The organism is Clostridium tyrobutyricum (assembly GCF_019144085.1).
Classification (GTDB): Bacteria; Bacillota; Clostridia; order Clostridiales; family Clostridiaceae; genus Clostridium_B; species Clostridium_B tyrobutyricum_A.
Map to the genome: position 1 here is coordinate 1 of NZ_JAHHUY010000041.1, position 23,499 is coordinate 23,499.

23 protein-coding genes and 1 riboswitch are annotated in these 23,499 nt (G+C 31.1%); of the genes, 8 read left to right on the forward strand and 15 right to left on the reverse strand.

What is annotated here, in order from left to right; genetic code table 11:
- Positions 1–85 precede the first annotated feature (85 nt).
- Positions 86–1,255: a beta-aspartyl-peptidase gene (gene iadA / locus KM800_RS13670; RefSeq protein ID WP_217813580.1), complete on the forward strand. Its 1,170-nt coding sequence runs from the start codon at positions 86–88 to the stop codon at positions 1,253–1,255.
- A gap of 68 nt (positions 1,256–1,323) precedes the next feature.
- Here iadA and KM800_RS13675 read toward each other — a convergent pair whose 3' ends face one another.
- A complete protein-coding gene (locus tag KM800_RS13675) occupies positions 1,324–2,043 on the reverse strand; it encodes an ATP-binding protein (protein ID WP_217813581.1) in 720 nt (239 codons plus the stop codon).
- A gap of 120 nt (positions 2,044–2,163) precedes the next feature.
- Here KM800_RS13675 and KM800_RS13680 point away from each other — a divergent pair, with 120 nt between their 5' ends.
- Positions 2,164–2,841: a Crp/Fnr family transcriptional regulator gene (locus KM800_RS13680; RefSeq protein ID WP_217813582.1), complete on the forward strand. Its 678-nt coding sequence runs from the start codon at positions 2,164–2,166 to the stop codon at positions 2,839–2,841.
- A 39-nt stretch (positions 2,842–2,880) separates the two neighbouring features.
- Here the strand turns inward: KM800_RS13680 and KM800_RS15570 are convergent, their stop codons facing one another.
- The 5 genes from KM800_RS15570 to thiS all read right to left on the reverse strand — a co-directional run bounded on the left by KM800_RS15570 (position 2,881) and on the right by thiS (position 6,357).
- Entirely contained in the window at positions 2,881–3,012 is a 132-nt protein-coding gene (locus KM800_RS15570; protein WP_254906567.1) for a hypothetical protein, read from the reverse strand.
- A 623-nt stretch (positions 3,013–3,635) separates the two neighbouring features.
- On the reverse strand, positions 3,636–4,223 hold the full coding sequence (locus KM800_RS13685) for a thiamine phosphate synthase (protein ID WP_217813583.1): 588 nt from the start codon (positions 4,221–4,223) through the stop codon (positions 3,636–3,638).
- The gene (gene thiH, locus KM800_RS13690) at positions 4,224–5,333 is read right to left on the reverse strand and encodes a 2-iminoacetate synthase ThiH (RefSeq protein ID WP_217813584.1); all 1,110 of its coding nucleotides are present in this window, start codon (positions 5,331–5,333) and stop codon (positions 4,224–4,226) included. It lies immediately after the preceding gene.
- Positions 5,334–5,344: 11 nt separating this feature from the next.
- On the reverse strand, positions 5,345–6,109 hold the full coding sequence (locus KM800_RS13695; protein ID WP_217813585.1) for a thiazole synthase: 765 nt from the start codon (positions 6,107–6,109) through the stop codon (positions 5,345–5,347).
- Positions 6,110–6,162: 53 nt separating this feature from the next.
- Positions 6,163–6,357, reverse strand: coding sequence for a sulfur carrier protein ThiS (thiS, locus tag KM800_RS13700; protein ID WP_217813586.1), 195 nt, complete (start codon positions 6,355–6,357; stop codon positions 6,163–6,165).
- Positions 6,358–6,500: 143 nt separating this feature from the next.
- Positions 6,501–6,608: riboswitch (TPP riboswitch) on the reverse strand.
- Positions 6,609–6,772: 164 nt separating this feature from the next.
- On the opposite strand from thiS, the gene KM800_RS13705 reads away from it, so the two are divergent.
- Together KM800_RS13705 and KM800_RS13710 are read left to right on the forward strand one after the other, a co-directional pair.
- Positions 6,773–7,327, forward strand: coding sequence for a GNAT family N-acetyltransferase (locus tag KM800_RS13705; RefSeq protein ID WP_217813587.1), 555 nt, complete (start codon positions 6,773–6,775; stop codon positions 7,325–7,327).
- 32 nt (positions 7,328–7,359) lie between these two features.
- A complete protein-coding gene (locus KM800_RS13710) occupies positions 7,360–8,250 on the forward strand; it encodes a DUF2156 domain-containing protein (protein ID WP_217813588.1) in 891 nt (296 codons plus the stop codon).
- A gap of 48 nt (positions 8,251–8,298) precedes the next feature.
- On the opposite strand, the gene KM800_RS13715 is transcribed toward KM800_RS13710, so the two are convergent.
- Both KM800_RS13715 and KM800_RS13720 read right to left on the reverse strand, forming a co-directional pair.
- Complete coding sequence (locus KM800_RS13715) at positions 8,299–9,957, reverse strand: glutamine--tRNA ligase/YqeY domain fusion protein (RefSeq protein ID WP_217813589.1); 1,659 nt, start codon at positions 9,955–9,957, stop codon at positions 8,299–8,301.
- A 142-nt stretch (positions 9,958–10,099) separates the two neighbouring features.
- Positions 10,100–11,176 carry a M24 family metallopeptidase gene (locus KM800_RS13720; RefSeq protein WP_217813590.1) on the reverse strand — a complete coding sequence of 359 codons (1,077 nt, stop codon included), beginning with the start codon at positions 11,174–11,176 and terminating at the stop codon, positions 10,100–10,102.
- Between the two features lie 138 nt (positions 11,177–11,314).
- On the opposite strand from KM800_RS13720, the gene KM800_RS13725 reads away from it, so the two are divergent.
- Genes KM800_RS13725 through KM800_RS13735 form a run of 3 tightly spaced genes read left to right on the forward strand, consistent with a single transcriptional unit; the run spans position 11,315 to position 14,875 of the window.
- Complete coding sequence (locus tag KM800_RS13725; RefSeq protein WP_217813591.1) at positions 11,315–12,526, forward strand: MerR family transcriptional regulator; 1,212 nt, start codon at positions 11,315–11,317, stop codon at positions 12,524–12,526.
- A 28-nt stretch (positions 12,527–12,554) separates the two neighbouring features.
- Complete coding sequence (locus KM800_RS13730) at positions 12,555–13,733, forward strand: DegT/DnrJ/EryC1/StrS family aminotransferase (RefSeq protein WP_217813592.1); 1,179 nt, start codon at positions 12,555–12,557, stop codon at positions 13,731–13,733.
- A gap of 20 nt (positions 13,734–13,753) precedes the next feature.
- Positions 13,754–14,875: a DegT/DnrJ/EryC1/StrS family aminotransferase gene (locus KM800_RS13735; protein WP_217813593.1), complete on the forward strand. Its 1,122-nt coding sequence runs from the start codon at positions 13,754–13,756 to the stop codon at positions 14,873–14,875.
- Positions 14,876–15,006: 131 nt separating this feature from the next.
- Here the strand turns inward: KM800_RS13735 and KM800_RS13740 are convergent, their stop codons facing one another.
- Positions 15,007–15,291, reverse strand: coding sequence for a putative quinol monooxygenase (locus KM800_RS13740; RefSeq protein WP_017751001.1), 285 nt, complete (start codon positions 15,289–15,291; stop codon positions 15,007–15,009).
- A 31-nt stretch (positions 15,292–15,322) separates the two neighbouring features.
- Positions 15,323–17,413: an ArnT family glycosyltransferase gene (locus tag KM800_RS13745; RefSeq protein WP_217813594.1), complete on the reverse strand. Its 2,091-nt coding sequence runs from the start codon at positions 17,411–17,413 to the stop codon at positions 15,323–15,325.
- A gap of 398 nt (positions 17,414–17,811) precedes the next feature.
- Between KM800_RS13745 and KM800_RS13750 the strand changes: the two genes are divergently transcribed.
- Positions 17,812–19,227, forward strand: coding sequence for an MFS transporter (locus tag KM800_RS13750; RefSeq protein ID WP_217813595.1), 1,416 nt, complete (start codon positions 17,812–17,814; stop codon positions 19,225–19,227).
- A 47-nt stretch (positions 19,228–19,274) separates the two neighbouring features.
- Here the strand turns inward: KM800_RS13750 and KM800_RS13755 are convergent, their stop codons facing one another.
- The 5 genes from KM800_RS13755 to KM800_RS13775 all read right to left on the reverse strand — a co-directional run bounded on the left by KM800_RS13755 (position 19,275) and on the right by KM800_RS13775 (position 23,450).
- The gene (locus KM800_RS13755) at positions 19,275–20,444 is read right to left on the reverse strand and encodes an ABC transporter permease (RefSeq protein ID WP_217813596.1); all 1,170 of its coding nucleotides are present in this window, start codon (positions 20,442–20,444) and stop codon (positions 19,275–19,277) included.
- Position 20,445: 1 nt separating this feature from the next.
- A complete protein-coding gene (locus KM800_RS13760) occupies positions 20,446–21,168 on the reverse strand; it encodes an ATP-binding cassette domain-containing protein (protein WP_217813597.1) in 723 nt (240 codons plus the stop codon).
- A 71-nt stretch (positions 21,169–21,239) separates the two neighbouring features.
- Positions 21,240–21,935, reverse strand: coding sequence for a metallophosphoesterase family protein (locus KM800_RS13765; protein WP_217813598.1), 696 nt, complete (start codon positions 21,933–21,935; stop codon positions 21,240–21,242).
- A 48-nt stretch (positions 21,936–21,983) separates the two neighbouring features.
- Positions 21,984–22,679 carry an arginase gene (locus KM800_RS13770; protein WP_217813599.1) on the reverse strand — a complete coding sequence of 232 codons (696 nt, stop codon included), beginning with the start codon at positions 22,677–22,679 and terminating at the stop codon, positions 21,984–21,986.
- A 216-nt stretch (positions 22,680–22,895) separates the two neighbouring features.
- Positions 22,896–23,450, reverse strand: coding sequence for a hypothetical protein (locus tag KM800_RS13775; RefSeq protein ID WP_217813600.1), 555 nt, complete (start codon positions 23,448–23,450; stop codon positions 22,896–22,898).
- Between the last annotated feature and the right edge of the window lie 49 nt (positions 23,451–23,499).

A 23,499-nucleotide genomic window follows, 5' to 3' on the forward strand; every position in this document is an offset into this window, starting at 1 on the left:
TTTGTACAAAACTTAGGTAATTAGTATAAATTCAGTAAAAAGATATATACTAATTTTATACTAATATCAAGGAAGTGTTTCAACTATGATCTTAATTAAAAATGTAGATATTTATGCTCCTGAACCTTTAGGGAAGAAGAATATATTTGTAAGTTTTGATAAAATAGCTTATATATCACCTAAAATAGATTTATCCAAAAGAAATTTTCCTGAAATTACAACAATAGATGCTGAAGGCCTGATTGCCGTGCCTGGTTTAATAGATATGCACATGCATTTTGACGGTGCCGGCGGTGAAGGTGGTTTTAATACACGAACACCTGAAATGGTACTTACTAACTTTACTATGAGTGGAATTACTACATGTGTGGGACTACTAGGTACAGACGGTATTACAAGAAGTATGGGAAGCCTTGTTGCAAAAGCGCGGTCATTAGAGGAGGAAGGACTTACAACTTACTGTTGGACCGGATGCTATGAAGTTCCAACCAGAACTCTAACAGATACAGTTCGTGGAGATTTAGTTCTAGTTGATAAAATAATAGGTGCCGGAGAAATAGCAATATCGGATCACAGAAGCAGCTGCCCTTCATACAGTGACCTGATACATATTGCCAGTGAAACAAGAGTAGGAGGTCTTTTGTCAGGAAAATGCGGAATATTGTATATGCACCTTGGGGATGGCAAAAGAGGACTAGAGCCACTATTTAATATAATTGACAATTCAGAAATTCCTCATGAAAACTTGCTTCCAACCCATGTAAATAGAAATTCTTTACTTGTTAAACAATCTATAGAATATGCCAAAACAGGTGGATATATAGATATAACTACGGGAATAAAAAATGAAGGTGACAGTGCATTATCAGCCACAGACTTGTATATAAAACTGTTAAAAGAAAATATATGCCCATATAATGTGACTATGAGTTCCGACGCAGGAGGAAGTATGCCAATATTTGATGACAATGGCAAACTGCTTAAATTAACTGTTGGTTTGCCAACTACCAACATGGAAACTATAAAGGAATTATACCAAAGGGGGATATCAATAGAAAATTCTTTGATTCCTTTAACTTCATCTCCTTCCAGTCTGTTGAAATTTAAAAACAAAGGTCACATAAAAGAGGGATTTGATGCTGATATACTTCTCCTGGATAATGATTTAAATATTGCATATGTTATATCAAAAGGAAACATTATGGTAAGCAATTATAAGCCTGTAAAATATGGTACGTTTGAATACAACAAATAATCAAAACAAAATAGTTTAAGATCTCCTCTAAAATAAAAGAGATTCTTAAACTATTTATAAATTTATATTTATCTGTAAAGTATATTTCCGTCCGTAGATATTATAACTTCTTTATATGGAATTATAGTCTGTGATTTCAACATAGCACTTTTAACTGCACTTACTATACCACCACAGCATGGAACTTCCATTCTGACTACAGTTATACTCTTTAAATTGTTATTTGCTATAATCTCTGCAAGTTTATCCTCATAATAAGCTATATCGTCTAATTTAGGACACCCTATGACCGTTATATGGTCCTTAATAAAATCACTGTGAAAATTGGAATAAGCATATGCTGTACAATCAGCTGCTACCAGTAAATCTGCCTCATTCAAATAGGGTGCTCTAGTATTTATAAGTTTTAACTGTACCGGCCATTGTCTTAATTCTGATATACTGTCATTTTTTATATTTTCTTTGACATTTTTAACCTTAGGTTTTTCAGCCCTTAAAATACTTCTGGCAACTGTACCCGGACATCCACATGGAATTTTGTCTGCTTTTTGCTGGGATTTTTTCTTCATAACTAATTCCTCATTATATTCTTTGCTTTCTCGTTCTATTATTTTTATGGCACCTGTAGGACATTCTGGAAGACAATCACCTAAGCCATCACAATATTCATCACTTATGAGTTCAGCTTTTCCATTTTTAAGTTTTATGGCTCCTTCATGACAGGCATCTATACACAATCCACATCCATTACATTTTTCTTTATCTATATTAACAATTTTTCTTATCATTTTACATACCCCCGATTTAATATTTATTTTATGATTTTATTATAATAAAATAGTGTTATAATATCAGTAACTTATGTTACCATAAACAATAAAATAATTTATTTATGAAAGGTATGTATTATGGATGTATTTATCGGCTCACTAAAAAAATGTATTTTAATGAATAATTTTACTGAAAATAATATAAAAGATTTGATAAGTAAAATAAATTATATAGTAAAAAACTATGAGAAAGATGAAGTCATTGCAATTGAAGACTCGCATTGTGCAAAAATAGGCATATTGCTTGATGGAAATGTTGAAGTTCAAAAAATATATGCTTCAGGTAAAAACATTACTATAAGTAAACTAAACATTGGAAATATATTTGGGGAAGTTATAATATTTTCAAACAAGAACAAATATCCTGCTACAATAATTTCTTCCAATAATTCTAAAATACTATTTATATCCAAAGAAAATATACTGAAGCTTTGCAGCATTAGCCCTATATTTTTAAATAATTTTATGGCCCTTTTGTCAAATAAAATACTCATGTTAAATAGGAAAGTAAAAAGTATGTCCTATCAAACTTTAAGACAAAAGATATGTTTTTATATAATAGAACAATATAAATTTCAAAATAATTCAACCATAAAATTAAATATGACAAAGAAAGAACTAGCTGAGCAGCTTGGAGTTCCCCGTCCCTCGCTTTCAAGAGAACTTATAAACATGAAAAATGAAAATTTAATTGAGATGAATAAAAATACAATAACTATAAAAGATATAGATTATATGTATGAATTGCTTGATTAAAAAAGGAAAATGACAGAGTCATTTTCCTGAAATATTTAATTAACAAAATCTTCTTCTGCATCCACAAAATAGTATTATGAGTATTATTATTATACATTCATTTCCACCACCAAAGAATCCGCAACCGCATCCTCTGTCTCTATGACATCTGTGAGTATGTCTACATGACATAAAAATCCCTCCTTATCATCCAAAAAACTTCAAGCGTATTAATTTTTAATCCTCTGTAAATAGAAGAGGGACATTAAGTCCCTCTTTAAAAGTTAATTATTTATCTAGTGTTTCATTAGTAATTATTATCTGTCACCGCAGCTAACACCACAGCAAAGTATTAGTATTATTATTATTACCAATACTCCTCTATTTCCACCTCTAGATCCACATCTACATGAACGTGACATAAAGACCCCTCCTTATCATCTAAATATTTTAAGTTAACTCATTTTTAATCCTTTGTTCAATTACAGTATATTAGTAAGATTGCTAAATTGTTACTATAAATATTGGCTATGTCATACTAATACCTGTATTAGCAACTAACTCCACAGAACAATATTAGTAATATTATTATTACTAATACCTCTTTTCCTGATCCACACTTTCTGCCTGAATCGTAACCTCCGCATTTTCTTGACATAATAGACCCCTCCTTATCATCTTTTTATATTACTTAATAGGTACTCTGATTTTTTATCTTGTGTTCTATACTTCTATTGTATTAAACAGCCTCACAAACGTTACTATTTAAACATAAAAAAATACTATCAGTTAGAAAACTGATAGTATTTTTTACATTAAAGATTCATTGCATATGACATTATAGCTGCACCACTTGCCTTGGTACCTAAAACGGACTCAATATTTTCATGTCCAATTCCTCCTATAGCAATTACAGGTATAAATATTTTATTTGCTATATCATCTATAAAATTAATTCCTCTCCCCTTTAACCCTATTTTACAGCTAGTTTCAAATACATTGCCTGCCATTACATAGTCTGCTCCTAATTTTTCTGCTTCTACGGCCTCTTTGGAACTGTGCACTGAAACTCCAATGCACAAGCTGTTCTTTTCATTTCTATCCATACTCTTGAATTTTTCAAAACCTGTATGAAATCCATATGCTTCAAGTTCAAGGGCTGCCCTGAAATTTCCATTTATTATAAGTGGAATACCATAATTATCTGTTATATTCTTGATCTGTTCTCCGATTTCCATAAGTTCTTCATACTGTAAATCCTTTTCTCTAAGCATTACAGCATCAGCACCATATAAAACACATTTTTTAACTGTTTTAAAAAAATTTTCTTTAATCAGCTGTCTGTTTGTAACTACAATTATCTTTTTAGACCCTTTTAATTTAAAGATATCTTTATTTTCCATCTAACAAAACTGCCAATCTTTAAAAACAGGATTGTAGCCCAGCTTCTCTACAGTAGTCTTTATCTCATCTACAGATCTACCATCGGATATCTCAAACTGGCCTTCTCCCTTATCTTTATCATTCAGTGAATGTCCACCTACTTCTGTAGTAACTCCAGCAGACATCTTTGTAACTCCAAGTGGTATAAGATTATTTCTCATTTCCGCACTTTCTCTTGTAGTTACATTAAAACCAGCTCTCTGTAAAAATATTTTATATGCCATAGCTGCTTGTACAAAATTTCTATCAGTAACATCATATATTTTAATTGGACTTCCTGCATGAGGTCTTATTCTTGGAACAGACATACTTATTTCAACTGATGGATAGGTTTTTGAAATATAATCTGCATGTACTCCTGTCAAAAACACTTCATTTCTCCACTTGTAAAGTCCAAGGAGCGCACTCATGCCAACTGAATGTATTCCTGCCCTGCATCCCCTGTCCAGGGCTTCCAATCTATATCTATAATCTCTCTTCTTTCCCGCTAGATGCACACTCTTATATACTTCTTCATTATATGTTTCCTGATATACGGTTAAACTGTTAGCCCCCAAATTTACTAATTCCCTGTACTCATCTTCTTCAAGAGGATATATTTCAAGACATATGGAATCAAAGTATTTTTTAAGTATTCTAACAGCTTCCTTTAAATAGTCCATAGGACAATGATGTCTCGATTCTCCTGTTAAAAGTATTATATGTTTTAAACCAGTTTCAGCTATGGACTTGGCTTCTTTTTCAATTTCTTCATAGGTCATTTTTTTTCGTGCTATCTTGTTTTCTACATTGTATCCACAGTAAATACATTTATTTGTACAATAATTTGCAATATACATGGGAGTATACAACACTATACTTTTACCAAAATTTCTAAGAGTTATATCCCTAGCTTTTTTTGCCATCGGCTCTATATACTTTTCAGCTCTTGGAGATAAAAGTTCCAAAAAATCTTCTCTTGTAATTCTATCCTTAAGAAGGATTTTTTCTATTTGATTATCTGTAACATTATTAAAAAAACTATCAAAATCAAAATCATCATATTGATGTATTTCTTCATAAATACCCATATTAGTCACTCCTAATCCAAAAATCCTGTAAGTGGTGAAGACGCTGAAGCAATTTTTCTTTCAGGTCCAGTTTTTGCAATATATGCCTGTCTTCCAGCTTTTACTGCATATTTAAATGCTTCCGCCATAAGTACAGGGTCTTCTGATGTAGCTATAGCTGTATTAACAAGTACAGCATCCGCGCCCATTTCCATAACCATGGTTGCATCAGATGGCTTGCCAATTCCTGCATCGACTACTATTGGTATATCAATTTCATCTATAAGTATTCTGAGCATCTCTTCAGTTCTTATACCCCTGTTTGAACCTATAGGAGATCCCAGTGGCATAATGGCAGCTGCACCTGCATTTACCAGTCTTTTGGCATCTGATAGATCTGGATTTATATATGGAAGAACTACAAAACCTTCCTTTACTAAAATTTCTGTTGCCTTTATAGTTTCTATATTATCTGGAAGTAAATATTTATTATCAGATATTGCCTCTATTTTTATCCAGTTTCCACATCCCGCTGCTCTGCCTAGCTTGGCTAGTCTTACTACTTCATCTGCCGTTCTTGACCCTGAAGTATTTGGCAGCAATGTACATTCTTTTCCTATAAAATCTATAATATTTCCTCTATTTGAATTTACATCAACTCTTCTAAGTGCTACAGTTACTACATTTGAACCAGAAGACTTCAAAACTTCAGGCAATATTCCGTCTGATGAATATTTGCCAGTACCTACAAACAATCTGCTATTTAATTTTTGTCCTCCAATAATCAATTCATCCATATGATAAACCTCCGTATATTAATATTATAATTGATTTGATTTTTAATTATATATCAACCTCCACCTACAAATCTTATGATTTCTACTTTTGAACTGCTGTCTAATTTTGTAGCTTCAAATTTATCTTTATCTATTATATCCAGATCTACTTCAACAGCTACATGAGTAGGTTCAATTTTTAAATCCTTTAAAAGCTCAAGTACAGTAATACCTTCTTTAAATTTTCTTTCCTGACCATTTACTATCATAATACCTACACCTCCCTTATAAATAAAAATACTATAGAGATATACGCAAAAAAGGAAACAATTTCTTGTTTCCTCATAATCCAATTCAAATACATGCTAAAATAAAATATACAAATCCTGATAGAATTTGTATATAAAATAGCCATATGTATACTGCGTTTCCCTACGTTGGCATTATCCAAATCAGGTTATGAGGATAAGGAATAACATTCCACTCTCAGATCATCACATGACCTCTCCTTATAATATTAAATTGTTAACTCTTTACATATTTATTCTATCACATAAAAAATTTAAATCAACCATATATTAAAAATAATATTTTAATTTGAATTACTATACAACTATAAGCTATAATAATGTATATAAAAATTATTATCTATTAATTTTAACTTTTTATTAAGGAGTGTACAAATTGACCAATAATCTATTGAAAGGATCAAAAATTATACTTACTTCATTTAAAGAAGAATATCTAAAAGATTTTGAAAAATGGTATAATAATATACCTTTTTTAAGAAATTATGATATGATTTCAGCATTTCCAAGATCTATAGATGAATTAAAACCTATGATAGATGACGTAAAAAAATCCTCTGATAAATTTATATTTGCTATTAAAACTTTAAAAGATGATAAATTCATAGGAGTCACTGGTTTCGAGGATATACTATGGAATAATGGAACAGCAGTTATATATATAGGTATTGGAGAAAAACAAAACAGAGGTCTCGGTATTGGAACTGAAGCATTTAACCTAACTATGGAATTTGGATTTGAGGAATTGAATCTACATAGAATTCAACTTACTGTATTGTCTTACAATACTCCAGCCATAAAACTATATGAAAAGCTAGGTTTTAAAAGAGAAGGTGTATATAGAGAATTTATTCATAGAGATAACAAAAGATACGATATGTATCTCTATGGTATTTTAAGAACCGAATGGGAGAATTTAAATAACTATTAATAATACTAATTAATATAACAAGGAGATTATTTATGCTTGAATTTAAGCCCTTAACTATCGAAGACAAAGAGATCTTTGATAAATATTTACAGGATTATAGATTTAGTACCTGTGAATACTCATTTACAAGTCTTTTAATTTGGAGAAAAGGCTGCGATATCAGCTACACAATATTAGATGATGCATTAATTATTAAAAAAAGAGGTTTCGATGATAATTACTACTTTATGCAGCCTATAGGATACACAGATAAAAGTCTTAAAGATATAGTAGAAAATCTTAAAGAGTACAGACAAGTTAATGATATGCCATATCTTTTTGGAGATGCAGAAGATAGTTTTTTAGAGGATCTGAAAAAAATCTATGGCAATATACATGTTGAAGAAGATATAGATAATTTTGATTATATATACGATACCCAAAAACTCATGACACTATCCGGGAAAAAACTTCATTCAAAGAAAAATCATTATAATCGTTTTATAAAAACTTATAATTATGAGACTAGGGACTTTTTTGAGCCTGAAGTTAAAGAAGATTTACTTAAAGCATCTCAAATATGGTATAACACCAAAAACAGTGATAATAAATATCTGTACTATGAACTGGAAGGAATAACCGAGATATCAAATTATATGGAAAAATTAAATTTGATGGCCGCTGCTGTATATGTAGATGATGAAATCTCTGCATTTACAATAGGTGAAAAAGTAAATTCGGATATGGGAATTATACATATAGAAAAAGGATTTCCAAATATAAATGGAATATATACATTTATAAATAAATATTTTGTTGAAAAGTATTTACCTGATGTAAAGTATATAAATAGAGAACAGGATCTTGGTCTGGAAGGATTGAGAAAAGCCAAAAAATCTTACCATCCAATTATTATGGGTAAAAAATATTGTATTAGTGTTTAAAAAATATGTAGATAAACTTTAATTAGTTTATCTACATATTTTTAATATCTATTTTTTTATTTTAAATGAACTCTTTAAAGAAACAATTCTATTAAATACTAGCTTACCTTCTTTAGTGTATTTTGGATCTGCACTAAAATATCCATGTCTGAAAAATTGATACTTTTGTCCGGACTTTACATCTTTCATATTAGGCTCTAAAAATCCATTAAGTATTTCTAATGAATTAGGATTAACATTGTCTAAAAATGAGTCACTTCCATCTTCTCCATCTTCCACAATCAATGGTTGATACAGTCTGATTTCTGCAGGAATTGCAGTTTCTACATTCACCCAATGAATTGTGCCCCTGACTTTTCTCCCATCAGGACTATTTCCACCTCTTGATTCAGGATCATAAGTACAGTGAAGTTCCACTATATTTCCAGATTCATCTTTAACGACCTCATTACACTTTATGAAATAAGCACTCTTCAATCTTACTTCATTTCCTATAAATAATCTATAATATTTTTTAGGTGGATTTTCCATAAAATCTTCCTGTTCAATGTACAATTCTTTTGAAAAAGGTACATTTCTAGTTCCTGCAGTAGGATCATCAGGATTGTTTTCCACTTCAAAATTTTCTATTTTTCCATCGGGATAATTTGTTATTACAACTTTTAGAGGTCTCAAAACTGCCATGGTTCTAGGAGCCTTCTTTTCAAGATCATCTCTTAAAAAATAATCCAGCATCTGTGAATCCACTACACTGCTAGCTTTGGCCACGCCTATTGCCCTGCAAAAATTACGAATTGATCCAGGTGTAAATCCTCTTCTTCTCAAGCCTGCAATAGTAGGCATACGAGGATCATCCCATCCATCCACAAATTTTTCATCTACAAGTTTTTTCAATTTTCTCTTGCTCATAACGGTATTTGTAATATTCAACCTTGCAAATTCTATCTGCTTAGGTACTTTTTTCATTTCACATTCTCTTACAATCCAATCATATAATGGTCTATGATCTTCAAATTCAAGAGTACATATGGAATGAGTCACTCCTTCTATGGCATCTTCCAATGGGTGGGCAAAATCATACATTGGATATATGCACCACTTGTCTCCTGTATTTTGATGGTATGCATGAGCTATACGATAAATTATAGGGTCCCTCATGTTTATATTTGGAGATTTTACATCTATCTTAGCTCTAAGAACTTTTTCACCGTCTTTATATTCGCCATTTTTCATTTTTTCAAACAGCTCTAAATTTTCATCTACAGTTCTGTTTCTATAGGGGCTTTCCTTACCCGGCTTTTTAAGTGTGCCTCTATATTCTCTTATTTCCTCTGCAGATAAATCACATACATAGGCTTTGCCTTTTTTTATGAGAAGTAGAGCACGTTTATACATTTCATCAAAATAATTTGATGCAAAATGAAGTTCATCCCAATCGTATCCAAGCCATTTTACATCTTCCTTTATGGATTTTACATACTCCGTATCTTCTTTTATAGGATTTGTATCATCAAAACGAAGATTTGTCCTCCCATTAAATTCGTCGGCCAATCCAAAATTCAATACGATGGATTTAGCATGGCCTATATGTAAGTATCCATTGGGTTCTGGAGGAAAACGGGTTATAATTTCTTTATATTGTCCGGACTTTAAATCCTCTGCAACTATGTTTTTTATAAAATTTGAAGTAACTTTATTTTCGCTCATAAAATCATTCCTTTTCTGTTAACTTATTTATATTATGTACAATTCAAGATATTATATCAATATATGACTTAATAAAAGGCATTTTACATGTAAAAAATGCCTTTCCAATAAATATTACAATATTTGCTGACTATATGCAACTCTATTGTACTACAGTTAAATCTTTGTCGTATTTATTCAATACTTCACATCCACTTTCTGTAACTAGAACCAAATCTTCTATTCTAATACCTACTTTGTCTGGAATATATATACCTGGTTCAATGGAGAATATCATCCCCGGTTTTATCCTATCAGTATTTGTTGAAGATACATCACCTAGATCATGACACTCAATTCCTATAGAATGACCGGTTCTATGAGTAAAATATTTACCATAGCCCTGACCTTCTATATATGATCTAGCAGCTGCATCTATATCACAAAATCTTGCACCTGGTTTAACTGCCTCAACTCCCCTCCTGTTTGCTTCTAAAACTACATCATATACCTTTTTGCTATCATCAGGAACATATTTATAGAATACAGTTCTGGTCATATCAGAACAATATGAATTTTTAACACATCCTATATCCATGGTTATAGCTTCACCTGGTTTTAAAATTGAGCTGTCTGATTCATGGTGTGGATCTGAACCATTTTCCCCATAAGCTATAATAGGATCAAAAGAAAATCCATCTGCTCCCAAATTTTCATATATATCATATAGAAATTTTCCCATATCTTTCTCTGTATGTTTTTCAGAAATTAATTCTACAAGTCTTCCCATTGCAATATCATTCAATCTTGATGCTTTCCTCATATAATCCTTTTCCCTGTCATCCTTGCACATTCTTATTCTATCAAGTATTTCAGAACTATTTAAGAAAGTACTGCTCGCTTCCAGTTCCATAAGTGTCAACAAAAATTTAGCCGGCCAATTCTTGTCTATTCCCACAGGTAAATTTTTATCTACATATCTGGAAATTAAAAATACTCCATCATCTGTATCTTTAAACCATATTTTGTCTACTCCAATATCCTCTTTTAAAGGAAATAGTTCATTTATAAACAATTTATTATTTCCGTTTACATTTAAATAAAGAGCAAGCAATCTCTCACCTGGATGTATCCACTTTCCAGTTAAATAAAATATTGATGCTGGATCTGATACAATAAGCTGAGGTATACTTTTTGATTCCATAAGTTTTAACACTTTTTCAAGCCTATATGAATTCATTTTTTATCCTTCCTTTAATAATATACTCAGTACTAATATAATTATAGATTTCTTGCAAATTAAAAACAATAAATTATTTTCATATAAATATTGCAAGTGACGTTACGTAATGTGATAATATGTCTTAGGAGGACAAATATGAATAATAATGAAGCTCCTATTTTTACTACAGGCGAATTCGCAAAAAAATCTGGAGTTACACTTAGAACTTTAAGATATTATGACAAGATAAATCTATTGAAACCTTGCAGTTACACCAAAGCAGGACACAGACTCTACAGCAAGTCGGACTTTGGGAAATTACAAAAAATTTTAACTTTGAAATTCATAGGTCTTTCACTAAAAGACATATCAAGAATAATGAACTATGATATGGAAGACAGTAATATAAAAAAATCTTTGGAAATACAACAGGTTATAATGAAGGAAAAAGTACATCATATAGAAGCGGTAATAAAATCAATAGATGAAGCTATAAACATGCTGGACACCAGCAATACATTAAATTGGGATAAATTCATAAATATAATAAGCATAATAAATACAGATCAAAAATGGATGAATCAATATGAAAATGCTTCCAATTTAAAAGCACGAATAAAGATTCACGAGCTATTCAGTATAAATGCCAAAGGATGGATGAATTGGTTTTTTGAACATCTGTATATAAAAACGGATTCTCGTATATTGGAGCTTGGTTGTGGGGATGGAGAATTGTGGCAAAAAAATTTAAACAGAATACCTGAAGGCTGGAATATAGTTCTTACTGATTTTTCTGAAGGTATGTTGAAAGATGCAGAAGTAAATTTAGGTAAACACTCGGTAAGATTTGATTTTAAAATAGCCGATGCACAAAAAATTCCATTTAAAGATAATAGCTTTGATGTTGTAATTGCCAATAATATGTTATATCATATTTCAAATATAGATCTGGCATTGTCAGAAATAAACAGAGTTTTAAAACCAGGTGGAATATTATACGCTTCTACCGTTGGGAAAAATCATATGAAGGAAATGAGAGATATAATCAATGTTTTTGGTTCCAAAAATTTAACATTAAACAGTTGGGCCCTTACTGAAAACTTTCAACTTGAAAACGGTATGGAAAAGTTGAATAAATGGTTTAACAATGTAAAATTAAAACGGTATGAAGACAGTTTGAAAATAACCAATGAAATACCTCTTATGGACTATATTTTTTCCATGCCTGGAAATAATAAAAGTTCATTTACAGGGAGAGAGCTTAAAAATTTGACAGATTTTCTACATTCTGAAATAATGAAAAATGATTACATTTATATAACTAAGGATACAGGTTTTTTCAGTGCTCAAACAGCGCTTAACATTTAAATAATTTTAGCGAAGGGATTTGATATTTATGAATAAAAAAATTACATTTTCTCCTCCAGATATAAGTCAATCTGAAATAGATGCAGTAGTAGATGTTTTAAAATCAGGTTGGATAACTACAGGACCTAAAACTGCGGAATTTGAAAAACATCTTTCAACTTACTGCAATTCCAATCATGCTGTAGCTGTTGGAAATGCTACTGCAGGATTGGAGCTCCTACTTCAAGTATTTAATATAAAAAGTGGTGATGATGTTATAACTACGCCTTATACATATACTGCTACTGCAAGTGTATCTATTCATAGAGGGATAAAGCCTACATTTGTAGACGTAAAAAAGGATAGTTTTCTCATAGATATAGATAAATTATATGATGCCATAAAACCAAATACAAAAGCCATATATTCAGTAGACATTGCAGGTGTTCCAGTTGACTATGACAAAATTCATGAAGTATTAAAAGCTAAGGGACGTGAAGACATACTGCTGGTATCCGATTCCGCACACGCCTTTGGAGCCAGCTATAAAGGCAAAAAAGTCGGTTCACAAATGGATGCTCATGTTTTTTCATTTCATGCAGTAAAAAATTTGACCACTGCTGAAGGTGGTGCAGTAACTTTCAACAATAATAATTTACTGGGCAAAGAAGATTTAGTAAAAGATCTTAAATTGATGTCCCTCCACGGTCAATCAAAAGATGCTCTTTCAAAGATGAAAGCTGGTGCATGGAAATATGACATAATATATCCAGGTTATAAATGCAATATGACTGATATAAATGCAGCCATAGGTCTTATTCAGCTTTCAAGATATGAAAATATGCTTAAAATACGTAAAGCAATATTTGACATATATACAGATGCTCTAAAGGATAAAGAATGGGCAATAATTCCTTTTGAAAAAGAGGATGATACAGTCACTTCTTATCACCTTTATACACTTAGATTGAGAAATTTCAAAGAAGTTGCTAGAAATGAAGTAATAAAAGCAATGGCAGATAGAGATATTGCAACCAATGTTCATTTTACACCTCTTCCAATGTTTACTGCATATAAAAATCTGGGATATTCCATAGGAGATTATCCAAATGCCTATGCACAGTATGAAAATGAAATAACTCTTCCAATGTACTCTACTCTTTCAAAAGAAGATGCAGAATACGTAGTGGAAAATCTTATAGATGTTGTAGAAAAAATTAAAAAATAATATTAAAGGGTGGATTATATATGAAAGTTAAATTTTACAGTCCTCAAAGAGAATATCATGAGAAAAAAGAGGAATTCAACAGTGCCATATCAAAGGTAATAGAAAGTGGAAATTTCATACTTGGAGATGAAGTATCCAATCTTGAAGAATCCATAAAAAAGTATACTGGAGCAAAATATGCCATAGGTGTGGCTTCTGGTACTGATGCTCTCGTAATAGCTTCAGACATACTTGGTTTCAAAAACGGCAAAGAAGTAATAACTTCTCCTTTTACATTTTTAGCATCAGCATCATGTCTTTCAAAGCATAATGCAAAACCTGTATTTGTAGATGTAGATGAAGAAAGTTTCAGTTTAGATGCAAACAAAATAGAAGAAAAAATCACAGATAAAACAGTAGGTATACTTCCTATTCATCTGTTCTCACAAATGTGCAATATGGATAAAATAATGTCTATAGCAAAATCTCACAATTTAAGAGTACTGGAAGATGCTGCTGAAGCTTTTGGTATGCGTTGGAAGGGAACTGGATCCTTATATAAGCATTCAGGCACTGTTGGTGATATGGGTGTATTCTCATTCTTCCCTACTAAAACCTTGGGTGCATATGGTGATGCAGGAATGATAGTTACAAATGATGATGAACTTGGAAAATTAGCTAAAATGTTTAGAGTACACGGTGCATCAAAAAAATATCATTATGATTACATAGGTTATAATTCCAGACTTGATACAATTCAGGCAGCTGTACTTTCAGTTAAACTTAAATATATTGATAATGCCATAGAAAAAAGAGCCAACGCAGCAAAATGGTATGAAGAAAGACTTTCTGATTGTGAATATGTAAGATTCCCCAAGATAAAAGGAGAACAAAAGGGAGTTTACTATGTATTCAACATACTTGCAGAAAAACGTGATGAATTGGCAGCTTATTTGAAAGAAAATGAAATAGGCAGCAGTATCTACTATCCAATACCTCTTCACCTTCAAAAGTGTTTTAGTTATCTTGGATATAAAGAAGGAGATTTCCCTATAGCTGAAAAACTTTCAAAAGAAGTTATAGCACTTCCAATATATCCTGAAATAACTGAAGATGAGGTAGATTTTGTATGCAATACAATAAAGAAGTTCTACAAAAGGTAATCTTTTGGTAAAATTTCAATAAAGTTAATTACAGTATGAATATGTATGTCTTTATATTGAAGAAACAGGTATGGAGAGTGTCCACAACACGTGGACACTCTCCATATACTTAATTCTACATATTATAATTTTCACACGGAAACATATGTGACTTTTTTCCTCGGACTTGAAAACCACTTTTCCACAGTATTTATCCATTTATTGAAATGCTCCGTTTTCAGATGTTCTTCCATATCATATTCGGAGATGTATCCTTCATACAGCAAAAATACTGTTGGATCATCCTTGCATTGAAGAAAGTCAAAACAGCTGACTCCTTTCTCAAGTTTTGAATTCCTTTGATTTTCAAGTGTTGCCGCAATAAATTTCTGAGTATAATCTGGCTTGATATGAAAGGTTACATTTTTTACTATCAAAATTAATCCTCTCCTTTATATTATATAAATATCAAGAATGAGCAGGTTTCAAATCATACACTTCTGTTGACTTTACTCCCCCTGAAAATCTGGAACCACTCACAAATGATCGATTCGCCAACTGCTGTGTTGAACTGGTTGAATCTTTCCATTTACTTTCTGGAACTATTATACCATTTTTTCTTATCCAATTATTAATATTGTTACTGGAACTGTTCATCTTGCTGCCACCCTTGCTGCTTATCAGGGCATATCTTACAACTCCACCATCAACCAGCTGTTTGAACTGTTTTAATGTAAGTATTGGATCAGAACCACTAAATCCTCCAAGTGCCATTACAGGTTTACCTGTTTCAAGTATAAGTTCAGAACCATAGGATGTGGCTGAAGGAACTGCCACAAGATATTTCTCCCCCTTATAATTTTTCTCCAGAAAACTTATAAGCTTGGAATCACTCCCACTACTTTCATCATTGTACATGCCAGTGGATGATCGATTATTGCTTCTTGAAAGTTCCAATCCTGCCGATGGACTGCTTCCATTCATTTTATAAAACATTGGAGTAAATGACCAGACCGCAGGAGCAGCTAATATACCTACAAATGCAACAGCAGTAAATATCCTGCCTATTACTATCTTGTTTTTATATAGCTTACTTAAATTAATTATACACAGTATTATCGAAGATACAATGCATAAAATTGCTGTTAATATGATGATTATTCTGTATCCAGTAGATTTATTATTATAGGATAAAATGAGTATCTCAATAAAGCCGTTCAGAATAAGCGCAGCCGGCAAAATCCATGATTTATTGGAATATGACTTATAAAATTCCCACATCTCAAATAATCCAATTCCAGCTAATGCTGCAATGGATGGTGCCATTGTAGTCAGGTAATATGTGTGTGTTATATTTTTCGAAAAACTGAAATATATGAATTCAGGCAGGAGCCATGCGACCCATAATATAAGTGACAATTTTATCCTGTTGTTGAATGGAGCTTTCAGTTTTTCCTTTACTGCAGCAACAATAAATCCAATTATAGCAAGCATTAGAATCCATGATATCTGATCCGACATATTTCCACTGCCGAATAATCTGAATATACCGCTTTGTAAATTTCTGCCATAAGCTTCATTTACCCTATTTTTAGAATTGTTCCCTGTTATAGAATTATTTCTGGATCTGAAATTATTTTCTGACCCATAGTTGTTCACATTTTTAAAACTACCTGCTAAATTAGAATTACCTGCTCCTCCAAAATTGTTTCTTTGATCAAAACTATTTCTTTTTTTCGAATTATTATTCAGTTGACCGTTTCTACCACCTATTCCAATCCTCTCCAGACCATTGTGACCTATTATAAGCTGCATGACAGTATTGTTGGTGCTACTTCCTATATATGGTCTTTGGCTTGCAGGTATTAAATCTACTATTACAGCCCATGACAATGATACTACTAAAAGTACTACAGTACCTATAATAAGATCCCTTATCTTCTTTTTGAAACTCATAGTGGATGCCAGAAGATATGTTATATATATCGCAGGAGCTACCATATATGCCTCTGCCATTTTTATATTAAATCCTATACCCACCAGTACAAGACTCAGTACAAGATATTTGATTTTTCCTCTTTCTGCCGCTATTAGTGCAGCCCAGCATGCAAGCAGCATTGGAAGTACAAGCAAATTGTCGATTGTATTATTCCTTCCTGCTGCCACCGATATAGGAGTTACCGCAAGGCACAATGCCGCAATAAGACCTGCCTTATTTCCAAAAGATCTTCTAACAAGATGGTATATAACTGCAACTGAAATTACTCCTGCCAGAGCCTGCGGCAGGAGTATGCTCCAACCACTAAATCCAAATATCTTTGCAGATATAGTCTGAATCCAGAAACCCACCGGTGGCTTGTCAATAGTTACAAAACCTGCAGGATCAAAAGATGCAAAGAAGAAATTTTTCAAATTCATCATCATGCTTTTTACACCTGCTGCATAAAATGTATTTCCATACCCTTCTATACCAAGATTTACAAAATTCAAAACTATTGACAGCAGCAGTATAAACACAAATGGAATATGACGCCTGTTCAATTTTATTTTATTATACAAATTATTGCCCTCCTTTTATGTTTCATATTTATAACAATAATTGTATAATTTATATATTACGATGTTATGTCAAAATAATTAACAAAATACAAATTTAAAAGTGCCCATCAAAATCAAATGGACACTTTAGAATAAAAGTACTAAATATTACAATTCACTTTTTACATTTTTTCAACATATTAAAATATTATAATAATTTGTTAATGTTCTATGAATAATTAACCTTGTGCATGTAAATACATAATATGATTGTATATATTTAAAAATTTGGAATAAATTATCTACAATATTATACTATTATATATTCATATTTGACTCTGGATTTGGTTTGACACACAAAAATATTTAAATTAAAACGTACTGTATTGGATTTACACAGAAAGGAGATTAAATTTTATATGAAAGAAAGAAAGGACAAATTTAAAATACTGGCTGTGGTATTAATGGGACCTCTTATAGCAACTATAGATGCAAGTATAGTAAATGTGGCACTACCTGATATGGCAAGTAAATTATCTGTTGGAATAGATACTATTCAATGGGTTGTAACCAGTTATTTAATTGTAATATCAGCATTAATTCTTATGTTTGGGAGAATAGGTGATTTAATAGGCAAATGTAAAGTATTCCATAGAGGATTTATGATATTCTCATTTGGTTCTCTTTTATGTGCACTTTCAAGCACAATTCAATTTCTTATAATTTCAAGAATAATTCAGGCAATAGGAGCTGCTATGATAATGTCCTCAAATCAAGGAATAATAGCTGAAACATTTCTGCCTGACGAAAGAGGAAGAGCTCTTGGATTATCTGGATCTACAGTTGCTATAGGAACTATGCTCGGTCCACCAATTGGTGGTTTTTTAGTACAATTTTTCAACTGGCAATCCATATTCATCATAAATATACCAATTGGAATAATTGCATTTATAGCTGTCATAAAAATATTGCCAAAGGATAATAAAAATGGAAATTTAAAAGACCTTGATTTCACTGGATGCTTTTTATTCATAATATCTATTATATGTATCTTTTGGGCACTTTCCAGTGGAGAAAAACTGGGATGGAGTAATGTTTATATAATATGGGCTTTTATAATTGCGATTTTATGTATAGTACTATTTTATTTTGTAGAAAGTAAAATAAGAAAACCTATGATGGAATTTTCCATATTCAAAAATAAATTATTTAATGTAAGTTTGTTATGTGCTTTTATATCTTTTACAGTAATATTCTGCAACAACATAATTTATCCATTTTATCTGCAATATTTAATTAAAATATCTCCTGCCAAATCAGGCATGTTAATGGTTGTATTCCCAATATTCGCAGGAATAATTGCTCCATTAAGTGGTTATATATCTGATAAAATAGGTGGAGAAATTCCTACATTTCTTGGCCTGTCTTTTACTGTTGTAGGTCTTGTAATAATGTCTTCATTAAATTCAAACTCTACTTATTTCCACATAATAATAGGGATTGCAATCTTAGGCATAGGAAATGGTCTATTTCAATCTCCAAATAATTCATTGATCATGTCACTGGCACCTAAAGATAAATTAGGTATAGCCGGTAGTATAAATGCTCTTGTTAGAAATATGGGTATGGTATTTGGAACATCTTTTGCTGTAGTTTTACTATACAATCGAATGAGTTCAAAAATAGGGTACAAGGTAACTAATTTTGTTTCATCAAGACCTGATGTTTTCATATATGCCATGAAATTTGTATATTTGACTTCAGCAGCTTTCTGTATACTGGCAATCATACTCTCATTTTCAAGATTGATTTTCACAAAAAGGCAAACCATATAGAAAAGCAGATAAAAAAATTCAGGACATCAAGCGATGCCCTGAATTTTTTAAGATCTAAATACAACTTCTTCTTTTGAAAACATAAATCTTGCAAGCAGCACGGCTGCTATTACATAGGCAATATGCCATAGTATAACTACTAAGATATGTGTAGGATTAAATATTCCCACAATGGCCTCTTTCATAACTACAACAGCATTTACTACAGGAATATTGAAAAATGCAAAGCTTATGTTTTTGGCATCCATCATAAATGGTATGTAGGTTAATATCATTACTGGAACTATAAACCCACCTAAATAAGTATTTGCCTCCTTCATAGACCGTGCAAATATACTTATGGATATTTCTATGGAACTAAGTGCCACCAATACAAATATAGAAACTATTCCTATAACTGCAAAAGCTCCCAGGGGTATAGTAAATTGACCACCACTTGAAAATATATAAATCATTGAACTTATCATTGAGCCTAAAGTTACTATCAAAGTAATAAATGCTACAGATGAGATAGCTGCAAGCTTTCCAGAAAATATAGACATTCTTCCTGCTGATGTTGACAAAAGAGGTTCAAAAGTCCCCCTCTCCTTTTCTCCTGCTATTAAATCTGCTGCTATTCCTATAGTAGGACTTATCATGAATATAATTATTATAGTTGGCAGTACATTCAATATACCTTGAGCCATAGAATCTCCACTCTGTTTACTTAAGGTACTTTGTTTTATGTCAAAAGGTGTTAAAACACTTCCACTAATACCTCTTGATTTTAATCTATTATTTACTATATTACTGCTGTATTTATCAAAATTTTCCTTTAGCATGGAATACGCCATATTGGATTTATTGGAATCTTCATCATATATTATATTTATATTGGTTTTATTTTCAGATGAAATTTTCGAGTCAAAATCTTTAGGTACATCCACTATAATGGATATCTTTCCTTTTTTCAGTTTTTCATCTTCATTGCCGCTTTTATCTATAGTTATATTATTCATAGATTTTAAAATCTTATATATGGAAGAGTTTTCATCTCCTCTGTATGCGATAGCAACATTTTTTTTGACTGAATTGGTAGTGTTTTCTATAGTAGAATCTATAATTTTAAACATGGCAGGATACATTATAATAGGAAGTAATATAGTGAATATAAGTGTCTTTTTGTCTCTGAATATGTCTGTAAGTTCTTTTTTCAAAATCACCCAAAAGTTATTCATTTTATTTACCCCCTATTAATTTGATAAAAACTTCTTCCAAATCATCATTTTTATATTTTTCTTTTAAATAGCTTACTGTACCTTCATCTACAAGTTTTCCACTATGAATTATGACTAGCCTGTCACAAAGCTTCTCTACTTCCTCCATAGAATGGGAGGAGAGAAGAATTATCTTATTCTCACTTTTACATTTTAAAATAAATTCATGTATGACTCTGGCAGCAGAAACATCTAGTCCAGTACTTGGTTCATCAAATAACATTACCTTTGGAGAATGAACTATAGTTCTTGCTATGGAAACTTTCTGCTTCATACCACGTGAAAATTTTCCCGCTCTTTTGTCTATATACTCTTCCATTTTCAAATCTTGAGTAAGTTCCCCTATTCTCTTGTCTATATTTTCTTTAGTCATTTCATACAATCTTCCAAAATACTCAATATTCTCTCTAGCTGATAACCTATCGTAAATTCCCACTTCGCCGCCAAATAAAACACCAATTTCTCTTCTCACTTGTGAAGGATTTTTAACTACATCATATTCATTTACTTTTATGGTACCTTCAGTGGGCTTCAACATAGTTGAAATCATTCTCAATGTAGTAGTTTTTCCTGCACCATTTTCACCCAGCAGTCCGACTATTTCTCCTTCTTTAACGTTAAAGGACAGTCTATCAACTACCTTTGAATCTTTAAATTTTTTGCTAACATCTTTTATTTCAAGCATATATCCAGTCCTTTCATTTTGATATGTATGCCTAAAATGTTAACATGTTCCATATCGTTTTTCAGTATTATTTACTCAACTCCAGTTCTTATATTATTAATACAGGATTCATGTATTTCCTTCTTTTTCATGGCTTCTATAGTTTTTTTATAATCATATGTAAATTCTATAATTTCAGTTTTTATGTGATTTGATTCCAAATCTATAATGAGATAAGTTCCATTTGGCCTTCCTATTTTAGGTTTTCCAATACTTCCATCATTTAAAAGTATTTTACTCCCATAATCTTTTCTAAAAGGTATATGCGTATGTGCACATACTAAAATATCTTCCTGCAAATTTTCCATTACTTCTTCCGATTGCCTGGAATTTTCAATTAAATATTCATTTATAGCCCTTGTACTTCCATGTACAAATCTGATTTTCCTATTGTTAAATTCAATAACTATTTGTCTTGGAAGTGATTTTAAGTAAGTTTTATTTTCCTTGTTGACTTCTTTGGCAGCCCATGGCATGCAGAATTTATTTACTTCATTATCCCTTATATAATTAAATTTTTCTTCCAACACAGCAGCATCATAATTTCCAAGTATGCTCAATATATTGTTCTTTTTTATAAACTCTACTACTTCATTTGGATAGGGACCGTATCCTACTAAGTCTCCAAGACACAATACAGTATCTACATCTCTATTTTGAATATTGGAAAACGCCTCCTCAAGTGCCTCAAGATTTCCATGTATGTCTGAAATAACTGCTATTTTCATATGAATACCTCTTTTCCGATTATAATTGCGAGTAAAATTATACCATAACTAAAGCATCATGTATATTTTATCTGCCAGTTTAAGATTTTTGGGATTCCAGTTTCTCTTTGGACAATCAATAATATTGTATGGAATATTAAAGGATTTTATAAAATCATAGAATTTATAGTCAAGCCAAGGAGGTGTCCAGCTTCCAGATCTGCATATATGAATTGCATCAACTTTAATTTTAGATAAATGTTCAATATCTGGATACTTTATATAAAATTCACTGTTTATTTCTGAGAATTCTTCTGGTTTTTCATATGTATAGGGACTGTATACTATACTGGCTGTATTGGCTACTTTATTTTTTAATAATTTTCCAAGCCAATTTGCACAGTTCAGTTCAAATCCAAGAGATTTAAGACCACCATAGCCAAGATCAGAATGGGCATCAAAATTTATTATATTACTGCATTTATTCAGTTTCGCTATATCGTAAGAAAATTTATGAGAATCAGATACATACATATTTATTTTTTTCCCGAAATTAAAGTAATTCTTTATCTTTTTTAAAAATGGACTTAATTGTATCCCCTCTCTAATAGACTTTTCTATATTTATTCCACACTTTTTATTTTCAAAATATCTTTTATACCATATTGTCATGATATTTCTTTTGTTTTCAATATATGAACCACTCCATCTTTCATCTATAGGTATAAAATAATCCCAATCAATACTTATAAGATTTCTTTTCATAAAAACACCCCCTACTATTATATTAACTATTTTTACTTTTTTTCGATAGTATAAATAGTTAATATTTAAATTTAACTACAAAATAAGCGCTCTAAAAACATAGGCGCTTATTTTGTGTATAGGGAATTATTATATTTTTCCTAAGATCAATTTCTTAGTATAGTATAATTTTATACAACTAATGTGACAATATTGTGTCATACTCATATATTCTTCTTATTTATTTTTGGATTTTTGATTAACATTTTTATTGGATGTAGTCTTAGAGTTATTGTGCTGTAACTTGTCCTTATTAGTTGAATTATTTTTATCTATTGGAGCTTTGGATACTTTATTATTTGCTTTAAATGAATCAAGTATCTTTAATTTTTGAGACTGTGTTATAACTTTTCCTTTTGTTAATGTATCCAATTGTGCTTCAAAATTTTCTGATGTTATTTTTTGCTTATTAAATACATTTAATATTGCTGATTCTTGAGAAGATGTTATAGCCTTTGAAGATGCTAATTTATTTAACACCATTTTGAAATCAGAAAGATAATACTGATTTTGTTTAGCAGTATCATTCTTAATCTGATTTGATACTGACGTAGATGTTGGAGTTGAAGATTTCTTATCCTGTTTTGTAGTAACTTTAGCAGTAGAACTACTCTTACTGCTGCTGGAATCTGAGTTTTGAGCTTTTGCAAAACTGCATCCAGCAAAAGTAATACTACTTATTGATAATACTGTAATTAATGAAAGTATTCTTAGTTTAAATTTTTTATTCATTCGTACTCACCTCTATAATAGGTTACTATAGCCTTGAGCATAACTCTAA

Coding starts and splice junctions, on each gene's coding strand:
- KM800_RS13675 (WP_217813581.1), bottom strand. CDS start 2,043: ATGATAAGAAAAATTGTTAATATAGATAAAGAAAAATGTAATGGATGT.
- KM800_RS13680 (WP_217813582.1), top strand. CDS start 2,164: ATGGATGTATTTATCGGCTCACTAAAAAAATGTATTTTAATGAATAAT.
- KM800_RS13720 (WP_217813590.1), bottom strand. CDS start 11,176: ATGAATTCATATAGGCTTGAAAAAGTGTTAAAACTTATGGAATCAAAA.
- KM800_RS13755 (WP_217813596.1), bottom strand. CDS start 20,444: ATGAATAACTTTTGGGTGATTTTGAAAAAAGAACTTACAGACATATTC.
- KM800_RS13715 (WP_217813589.1), bottom strand. CDS start 9,957: ATGAGCGAAAATAAAGTTACTTCAAATTTTATAAAAAACATAGTTGCA.
- KM800_RS13685 (WP_217813583.1), bottom strand. CDS start 4,223: ATGGAAAATAAAGATATCTTTAAATTAAAAGGGTCTAAAAAGATAATT.
- iadA (WP_217813580.1), top strand. CDS start 86: ATGATCTTAATTAAAAATGTAGATATTTATGCTCCTGAACCTTTAGGG.
- KM800_RS13775 (WP_217813600.1), bottom strand. CDS start 23,450: ATGAATAAAAAATTTAAACTAAGAATACTTTCATTAATTACAGTATTA.
- KM800_RS13695 (WP_217813585.1), bottom strand. CDS start 6,109: ATGGATGAATTGATTATTGGAGGACAAAAATTAAATAGCAGATTGTTT.
- KM800_RS13730 (WP_217813592.1), top strand. CDS start 12,555: ATGAATAAAAAAATTACATTTTCTCCTCCAGATATAAGTCAATCTGAA.
- KM800_RS13710 (WP_217813588.1), top strand. CDS start 7,360: ATGCTTGAATTTAAGCCCTTAACTATCGAAGACAAAGAGATCTTTGAT.
- KM800_RS13760 (WP_217813597.1), bottom strand. CDS start 21,168: ATGCTTGAAATAAAAGATGTTAGCAAAAAATTTAAAGATTCAAAGGTA.
- KM800_RS15570 (WP_254906567.1), bottom strand. CDS start 3,012: ATGTCATGTAGACATACTCACAGATGTCATAGAGACAGAGGATGCGGT.
- KM800_RS13770 (WP_217813599.1), bottom strand. CDS start 22,679: ATGAAAAGAAATCTTATAAGTATTGATTGGGATTATTTTATACCTATA.
- KM800_RS13765 (WP_217813598.1), bottom strand. CDS start 21,935: ATGAAAATAGCAGTTATTTCAGACATACATGGAAATCTTGAGGCACTT.
- thiH (WP_217813584.1), bottom strand. CDS start 5,333: ATGGGTATTTATGAAGAAATACATCAATATGATGATTTTGATTTTGAT.
- KM800_RS13725 (WP_217813591.1), top strand. CDS start 11,315: ATGAATAATAATGAAGCTCCTATTTTTACTACAGGCGAATTCGCAAAA.
- KM800_RS13750 (WP_217813595.1), top strand. CDS start 17,812: ATGAAAGAAAGAAAGGACAAATTTAAAATACTGGCTGTGGTATTAATG.
- KM800_RS13735 (WP_217813593.1), top strand. CDS start 13,754: ATGAAAGTTAAATTTTACAGTCCTCAAAGAGAATATCATGAGAAAAAA.
- thiS (WP_217813586.1), bottom strand. CDS start 6,357: ATGATAGTAAATGGTCAGGAAAGAAAATTTAAAGAAGGTATTACTGTA.